The sequence below is a fragment of the Alcaligenes phenolicus genome (assembly GCF_032063905.1).
GTDB lineage: Bacteria > Pseudomonadota > Gammaproteobacteria > Burkholderiales > Burkholderiaceae_B > Alcaligenes > Alcaligenes phenolicus.
Genome location: NZ_DAMBOE010000003.1, coordinates 646,487 through 654,330, shown reverse-complemented (window position 1 = coordinate 654,330; position 7,844 = coordinate 646,487). Strand labels below are relative to the sequence as shown.

The 7,844-nt window shown below is 47.2% G+C and carries 6 protein-coding genes; 4 read left to right on the top strand and 2 right to left on the bottom strand.

What is annotated here, in order from left to right; genetic code table 11:
• Together U2949_RS09575 and U2949_RS09570 are read left to right on the top strand one after the other, a co-directional pair.
• Positions 1 to 200 (top strand): hypothetical protein (locus tag U2949_RS09575; protein ID WP_321287352.1); only part of this gene is annotated, 200 nt, incomplete at its 5' end.
• Positions 201 to 973: 773 nt separating this feature from the next.
• A complete protein-coding gene (locus tag U2949_RS09570; RefSeq protein ID WP_321287350.1) occupies positions 974 to 2,032 on the top strand; it encodes a metallophosphoesterase in 1,059 nt (352 codons plus the stop codon).
• A 601-nt stretch (positions 2,033 to 2,633) separates the two neighbouring features.
• On the opposite strand, the gene U2949_RS09565 is transcribed toward U2949_RS09570, so the two are convergent.
• Positions 2,634 to 3,155, bottom strand: coding sequence for a hypothetical protein (locus tag U2949_RS09565; RefSeq protein WP_321287348.1), 522 nt, complete (start codon positions 3,153 to 3,155; stop codon positions 2,634 to 2,636).
• A gap of 45 nt (positions 3,156 to 3,200) precedes the next feature.
• Positions 3,201 to 4,373: a methionine aminotransferase gene (locus U2949_RS09560; protein ID WP_321287347.1), complete on the bottom strand. Its 1,173-nt coding sequence runs from the start codon at positions 4,371 to 4,373 to the stop codon at positions 3,201 to 3,203.
• 885 nt (positions 4,374 to 5,258) lie between these two features.
• Here U2949_RS09560 and mnmG point away from each other — a divergent pair.
• Together mnmG and rsmG are read left to right on the top strand one after the other, a co-directional pair.
• The gene (gene mnmG / locus U2949_RS09555) at positions 5,259 to 7,175 is read left to right on the top strand and encodes a tRNA uridine-5-carboxymethylaminomethyl(34) synthesis enzyme MnmG (RefSeq protein WP_321287345.1); all 1,917 of its coding nucleotides are present in this window, start codon (positions 5,259 to 5,261) and stop codon (positions 7,173 to 7,175) included.
• A complete protein-coding gene (gene rsmG, locus U2949_RS09550) occupies positions 7,172 to 7,843 on the top strand; it encodes a 16S rRNA (guanine(527)-N(7))-methyltransferase RsmG (RefSeq protein WP_026484882.1) in 672 nt (223 codons plus the stop codon). The genes mnmG and rsmG overlap by 4 nt, the downstream gene beginning before the upstream one ends.
• Position 7,844 lies beyond the last annotated feature (1 nt).

Genomic DNA, 7,844 nt, shown 5'->3' with positions numbered 1-7,844 from the left:
CGGGTCGGGTCGGGTCGGGTCGGGTCGGGTCGGGTCGGCAGATAGGTTCCACCGCTAAACCCGATCATTCAATACTTATTACTCTGCTTGAAGTCATTTTTTTATTAAAAACAAGCAAACTTTATCTAAAAAACTCGGGAAGGAATCAAGAAATAATCAAAGAAAGCGACTGGAGAATAGAGATAAACAGACTCAAATGATTGATTAGTTTCTGTTTTTTCTAAGGAAGCCCATTAATAAAAAAAGAGGCCAGTCCAAATAAAATATAGATGAGTAAGAAGAAAGCAATCCAGACAACAATTAAAAATAAAAATTCGGATTGATAATTTTTTATTTTTTGAAGAAATAAATAAAAACTGAAATAAAAACAAAACCACGATATTGAATTACAAAAACAGAGTTTTGTTTAGATCGAAAAACACATAACAGTCGTGATAACTAATCTTATCCACAGGTTTGAATAACAAAGAAATCCACAATTTTATTAACAAAAGAGATTAAGCCAGAAATGGAAATATAAAGTCTGGTTAAATCAGCAGTTAATAAGAAAGTGAATAATTTGTGGATATTATAAAGGCTTAATTCGCACTTCAACATGGTGTTGGTGCAAACACCGACATCCGCTCACCCAGACGCTCCAGGCGGGCGAGATCCGGCCAGAAAATCGGTCAGGGACTGGGCAAAAAAGCTATATTTGAGGCAGCTACCGGCTCTGGGCCCCTGTGGATAAGCCCCAAGAAGCCCTGTTGTGGACGTGCTGTGGATGAAAGGGGGATAAGTTGCCTGTCTTTCCAGACCTCAAATTTTGTCCAGTTTCGGTCCACCGACTCCACCGGGGTGGTGCACAGGCAGAAGAGGTCAATAAGTTGCTGAAATTAAAGGTTAAATTCTATCTATACCACTTATCCACAGACACCCATTATCCATTACCAGTTATATATATAGTTATTATTAAATAAAGATCTCTTCACCCATGCCCAACTTTCTTGTACAGCCTTTACCTGCTGGTTCTTTAGACATCATCGGTGATGTACACGGAGAGCTCCAGGCCTTGCAACAACTGATCCAAAATTTGGGTTACCAGGAAGATGGCTCTCATCCAGAGAAACGTAGCCTGATATTTGTGGGAGATTATTGTGACCGAGGCCCTGATAGCCCTGCTGTAATTGAATACCTTAAGTACTTGATAAATAATAATAAAGCAAAAGGAATATTAGGTAATCATGAAATCAATCTCCTGATAGATGATGCAAAAGATGGATCAGGTTGGTATTTTGATCAGCGATATCAATCAGATTTAAAGAATTACTCGCCATTTACGCGTGCAAAACCTCAAAATAGAGACGAAATCCGGAAGTTTTTAAGCTCACTACCCATTGCATTGGAAAGAAATGATCTGAGAATTGTGCATGCAGCCTGGAATAATCCTGCTATTGATGCAATTAGATCGGTTAAAAGCGAAGATTTTCTTGATTTTTTCTTTGAATGTGAGCGTAAAGCTGATACGTATGCAGAAAAAAAAGGAATTCTGAATAAATATCTAGCGGCAAAACAAGAATGGAAAGAAAAAATTGAAGACCCCAAGGCCCTGATGCCTTTGTTGCAGGCCTACATTGACTACGATTTGGTCAAAAATGACTTCAACCCCATCCGTTTGCTGACTTCCGGCACTGAAGGACCCGCAGATCGTCCGTTTTTTGCTGGCAACCGTTGGCGTTTTTCCGACCGAACTCCTTGGTGGAACAGCTACCAGGACGATATTCCTGTCGTTTTTGGCCACTATTGGCGCCAGCTTTTCCCTCAACCAACAGTGAAAATGTCTAAATATTCCTTATTATTCAAGGATATAGATCCATTTTCCTGGCATGGAGCAAAGAAAAACACGTTTTGCGTGGATTTTTCCGTAGGGGCTCGTTGGCGCGATCGCCGCAAGGACCAGGCACCTGAAGGCTCCGCTTTTCACCTGGCCGCTTTGCGTTGGCCAGAGAAAATCATCATGACAGACACCGGATTTACCCAGGCAACCCGATAAATTCACTTTATATTCCGCTGTTACAATTTTCTTTGCTGTGGATAAGCTCTAGGAAGAGCATTGTGAACAGGGTGTGGATACATAAGGCATAAGTAGGTACTTCTTTGTGAAGTCTAAAAGTTGTACCTAAACCATCCACCGGTAAGCGTTAGATCTATCCCCGGAAAAAAAAGCGCTAAGCTCTTGTTTTAACGCTGCTAAAGACACTTGTTCGACTTATCAACAGGGCTCCATCCAATAATTCCAATAAAAGATTTAAGTGCTTGTTATATAAGATAAGTTCAACTCTCTGCAGGCCAGCTCCATGCCCTTTGCAAGCTAAAAGTTCTCGACTAAGATGCAGTCCATGAACAAAAATCACGATCTCGCTCAAAGCTGGCTTATGCGGCTTTTGCATACAGAAATCTGAGCGGCAAAGGCTGAAAATTTATTTTCAGAACCGGACAAGATCGACTTTGTCGTCTGTTCCCGGAGTTTTCTTTCAACATGAGAAAAACTCAAACAAAGGAACGGGTGGGCAAAAGAGGGGTGTTCTACCTGGACGACATGTTTGGCCAAGAGTTTGCTATGGCTGCAGGGATTGCTACGCCTGGTGCTTGTACTAGGTCAATCTTGTTTGAATTTTTGACTTATCCACATTTTGTGGGTAAAGCGTTGGTTTGTGCTTGCTCGTATCTTGTGGTGCTCGAAGGGGCTTGTTGACCTGTGTATTTTCACAGTTGCAAAGTCTGTTCAAGGCTTGTGATATTGAAATAAGTCCTTGTTTTATATCTATATTTTTTTTGGTTTTAACTTTTAGGCCTGTTTTTTGGCAAGCAACATGAACTGAAACAGGAAGGCCTTCGAGCTGGCTGATTTTTACTTTTCTCAAAGGAAAAGAAGCGAGAACTGGGCAAAAAATCAGGTTTACCCCCAAAGTTATCAACAGGTCAGGGCTGCAAGGCTGAATTGCCTGTTTCACGTTTGGTGTCTTGCGGGGTACAAGATGCGGGTTTTGTGGTCTGCGGTAGATGGTTTGTGCTTCAGGTAATGCCTGTTGTTTTACATCGCCGTTGCAGGGCTTGTATGACAGATTTAGGCAAAATTGCGGCGACTGCACTTGTCCACAAAAATCAGGACACAAAAAAACCGCCTGACGGCGGTTTGATGAAGGTGGGGAGAAAGGCCTTTAGACCTTTTTCAGGCGTTCAATAGCCTGGTCCAGGGTGTTGAGCTGCTTGGCAAAGCAAAAACGCAGCAAACGATGGTTAGCCTGCTCAGAATTGGGATTCAGGTAGAAGGCAGACACGGGGATCGCGCCTACGCCATAGTTCTGGTTCAGATGCTTGGCAAAATCCAGCTCGGACAGTTCCGAAATATGTTCATAGCTGGCTAGCAAGAAGAAAGTCCCTTCACTGGGCATAGGAGTGAAACGTGTGTTCTGCAGACCTTGATGCAAATGATCGCGTTTTTCCTGGTAGAAAGCGGGCAAACTCTCCCAGGTGGCTGGATCCTGCATATAGGTGGCTAAACCAGCCTGTAAGGGGCTAGGAACGGTAAAGACGGTGTATTGGTGGACCTTGCGAATTTCCGTGCTGAGACTGGCAGGAGCACAGCAGTAGCCTACTTTCCAACCTGTGGCGTGGAAAGTTTTGCCAAAGGAAGAAACGATTACTGCTCGTTCTGCCAGGAGAGGGCGGGTAGCAAGGCTTAGATGCTTTTTCTGATCGAAGGTCAGGTGTTCATAGACCTCGTCGGACAAGATGATCAAGGAAGGATGCTTTTCTACAATCTGCTCCAACGCGTCCAGATCCTGGGGCTGCAAGATGGTGCAGGTTGGGTTGTGTGGGAAATTGATTACCAGCATACGGGTCTTGCTGGTGATGGCTTGCTCCACACGGCCCCAGTCGACGCGGTAGTAGGGTACAGCCTCGCCAGGCGCTGTCATCGGGACAGCAACAGGGATACCTCCGGCCAGCTTGATGGCGGGGATATACAGGTCGTAGAAGGGCTCGATCACCACGACCTCATCGCCTGTATGCACAAAGGCCTGAAAACTGGCCATTAAGGCCTCAGTAGCGCCACTGGTAACGGTGATTTCCGTATCCACGTTGTAAAGGCGGCCATACCGAGCCTGCGTCTTGCTGGCAATAGCGGCTCGCAGGGCAGGGTAACCCGCCATGGCAGGATATTGGTTGATGCCATCCAGCATGGCCTGGTGCACAGCCTCAATCAGGGCTGGATCCGGATTGAAGTCTGGAAAGCCCTGGCCCAGGTTAATGGCCTTATGCTCCAGAGCCAGCTGGCTCATGGTGGTAAAGATGGTGGTGCCCACAGAAGGGAGCTTGGATGTGATCTGCATGGGTCTACTGATATGAATAATAAAAATGCACCCGCGCTTCGGATTTGAGTAAAAAGTTGGGTGGCGAAGTATCAGACAAATTCTTGTCGAAAATACCATAGATTCTGCGCGTATCTGTTGATCGTGGAACTGAGCACTCAGGATCGGTTTCTTACATTGATATAGCTATTGCCTATATAGGTTCAGAGCCCGGCTTCTCCTGCTATTTGCTTTCTTCAGCTCTCGCGCTGCAGGTTCGTGTTGGAGCCACGGGAATTTTCTGGCTAGACCTGTGTCTTAACTTTGGCCTCACGATTAAGTTCCAGGCGTTAAGATCGGCATTAAAGGTGCTGCTGTTCCTTCAAAGTACCTGTCGTTTCAAGCAAATCCTGTTCTGTCTGGGTAGCTGTCTTTTTGCTCATAGGACATTTTTTTCTTGCAGCCAAGGTAGTCGGATTACATAATCGACGCCTTATATTTTCCGTAGACCAGCGGAAATTTCCTTATCGCCAGACTGTAGAACTGTGGATGTAGTCCTCAGGCAGTATTTCTTTTTACTGCTCTGTTATCCACAATTTTGCTGCCTGCTTGGGCTGCTTTTATCTACCTGTTGTGAGGTACTGGCCTAGATAGCCCCTTTTAGGGGATTTAAGAGTGATAAGCGCGCCTTTTATGGCTTCGCTCCCTAGGGAATTCTGGCTGAAGAAAATCTTTGCAACCGCAGCCTGTGCTTCTCAAGGTGGCCTGGGGATAAAAAAGCGTCCCTTTCTCCACAAAGTTATCCACAGTGGTATTTACGCAAAAAACCGTGTTCCACGTGGAACAGATATTGGTTCCATGTGTTTCACGTGGAACATACTCCGCTGGTAATCGTATAATTGATTTTTATTTTTTAGCTGTTCTGACATGATTTATCCCGAAGAGTTTGACGTTATTGTCATAGGCGGCGGACATGCTGGTACCGAAGCGGCTTTAGCGGCAGCTCGAACCGGCGTGTCTACCTTATTGTTAACCCATAATATGGATACCTTGGGGCAGATGTCCTGCAACCCTTCTATTGGGGGGATTGGGAAGGGGCATTTGGTCAAGGAAGTGGATGCGCTGGGTGGGGCAATGGCGTTGGCTACCGACTACGCCGGTATTCAATTCCGCACCCTGAATAGTTCCAAAGGCCCGGCTGTGCGCGCCACTCGTGCTCAGGCGGACCGTTCTTTGTACCGCAAGGCTATTCGCGAGGTTCTACAAAACCAAGCCAACCTGATGGTGTTCCAGCAATCAGTCGAAGACTTGATTGTGGAGGGTGATCGGGTTGTGGGTGCTGTGACCAAGATTGGCTTGGAATTCAAAGCCAAATCTGTGGTTCTGACAGCAGGAACATTTTTGAATGGTCTGGTCCATGTAGGCCTGAATAATTATTCTGCAGGCCGGGCAGGGGATCCGCCGTCCATCAGCTTGGCGCATCGTTTACGGGAACTGCAGTTACCGCAAGGGCGGTTGAAGACAGGGACCCCTCCGCGCATTGATGCCAACACCATCGATTTTTCCCGCCTGGAAGTCCAACCTGGCGATAGCGATCCGATTCCGGTGTTCTCTTATATGGGTGATGTTTCCATGCATCCTCAACAGATGCCGTGCTGGATTACGCATACCAACGAGCGTACCCACGACATCATCCGTTCCGGGCTGGATCGCTCTCCCATGTATAGCGACCAGGGCACTATCGAGGGCATTGGTCCGCGTTACTGCCCGTCTATCGAAGACAAGATTCATCGCTTTGCGGATAAGAGCAGCCACCAAGTGTTTTTGGAGCCTGAAGGCTTGAGCACGACCGAGATCTACCCTAATGGTGTCTCGACCAGCTTGCCTTTCGATATCCAGTTGGCTATGGTGCGTAGCCTGCCTGGTTTGGAAAATGCCCGCATCATGCGTCCAGGCTACGCGATTGAATACGATTATTTCGACCCTCGATCCCTGTACCCCACGCTGGAGACCAAACAGATTCGTGGCTTGTTCTTTGCCGGTCAGATCAATGGCACGACAGGTTACGAAGAAGCCGCAGCTCAGGGCTTGTTAGCCGGGGTGAACGCAGCCCGTTTGGCGCAAGAGAAAGAACAATGGTATCCACGTCGCAACGAAGCCTATTTGGGTGTGTTGGTAGACGATTTGATTACCCGTGGGGTGACCGAGCCTTACCGTATGTTCACGTCTCGTGCCGAATACCGTTTGAGTCTGCGGGAAGATAATGCCGACCAACGATTGACTGAAATTGGCCGGGAGTTGGGTTTAGTGGATGATGCCCGTTGGGATCATTTCAATCGTAAACGTGATGCGGTTGCACGTGAAATCGAGCGCTTGAAAGGTACCTGGGTGAACCCCCGTAACTTGCCTGCTGAACAAGCAAACGCACTGTTAGGTAAAAATATCGAACGGGAATACTCCTTCTTCGATTTGCTCAAGCGTCCTGAAGTGGACTATGCAAAGCTGATGGCTGTGCTGAATGATCAAGGTACGTCCGTGGCAGGCCCAGGCTTGGAAGATCCAGTGCATGTGGAGCAGGTGGAAATTCAGGTGAAGTATGCGGGCTATGTGGCGCGTCAGCAGGATGAGGTAACTCGTCAGGCAGCTCTGGAAGAGCAGGCCATTCCAGAGGATCTGGATTACGACGACATCAAGGGGTTGTCGATTGAGGTGCGCCAACGCTTGAAGGCTGCCAAGCCTTTAACCATTGGCCAGGCCGGACGTGTTCAAGGTGTGACACCTGCGGCGGTTTCTTTATTGTTGGTACACCTGAAGCGCAAGCAAAAGAACAAACAAACGGCATGAGCGATATTTTTTCAAAACGCCTGAATCAGGCCCTGCTGGATTTGGGTCTGGATCAGGACCCTGTCCTGGTACGCAAGCTACTGGATTACATAAATCAGTTGCAGCGTTGGAACCGTACCTATAATCTGACCGCCCTGCGTGACCCAGATCAAATGCTGGTGCAACACATTTTTGATAGCCTGTCGATTGTCCGTCCGTTTCAGAACTATTTGGCCGGCAACAATACACAGGCACAAGAATCGGTAAAGATTGTAGATGTAGGTTCAGGGGCAGGTTTGCCGGGAGTTGTTTTGGCAGCATCATGTTCCACGTGGAACATTACCTGTATCGATGCTGTCGAGAAAAAAATGGCATTTGTTCGACAAATGGTTGGTGCTTTGGCTCTGCCCAATTTGTCGGCGATGCATGTGCGTGTAGAGCAGCTGGAACCCATGCAGGCTGATATTGTGGTTTCCCGAGCTTTTTCTTCGCTGCTTGATTTCGTTAATTTGGCAGGCAGGCATGTTCGTCCAGGTGGACGCATTGCGGCTATGAAGGGTAAAGAACCTGATCAAGAAATAGCGGCATTGCAATCTGAAAGTAACTGGCGGGTCGAACGAATAGAATCATTAACCGTACCGGAGCTAGAGGCACAGCGTTGTCTAGTGTGGTTGGTGCAGCAAGGATAAT

Excerpts from the sequence above, each read along its gene's own strand:
- U2949_RS09570 (WP_321287350.1), top strand. The coding sequence starts at position 974 with ATGCCCAACTTTCTTGTACAGCCTTTACCTGCTGGTTCTTTAGACATC.
- U2949_RS09560 (WP_321287347.1), bottom strand. The coding sequence starts at position 4,373 with ATGCAGATCACATCCAAGCTCCCTTCTGTGGGCACCACCATCTTTACC.
- mnmG (WP_321287345.1), top strand. The coding sequence starts at position 5,259 with ATGATTTATCCCGAAGAGTTTGACGTTATTGTCATAGGCGGCGGACAT.
- rsmG (WP_026484882.1), top strand. The coding sequence starts at position 7,172 with ATGAGCGATATTTTTTCAAAACGCCTGAATCAGGCCCTGCTGGATTTG.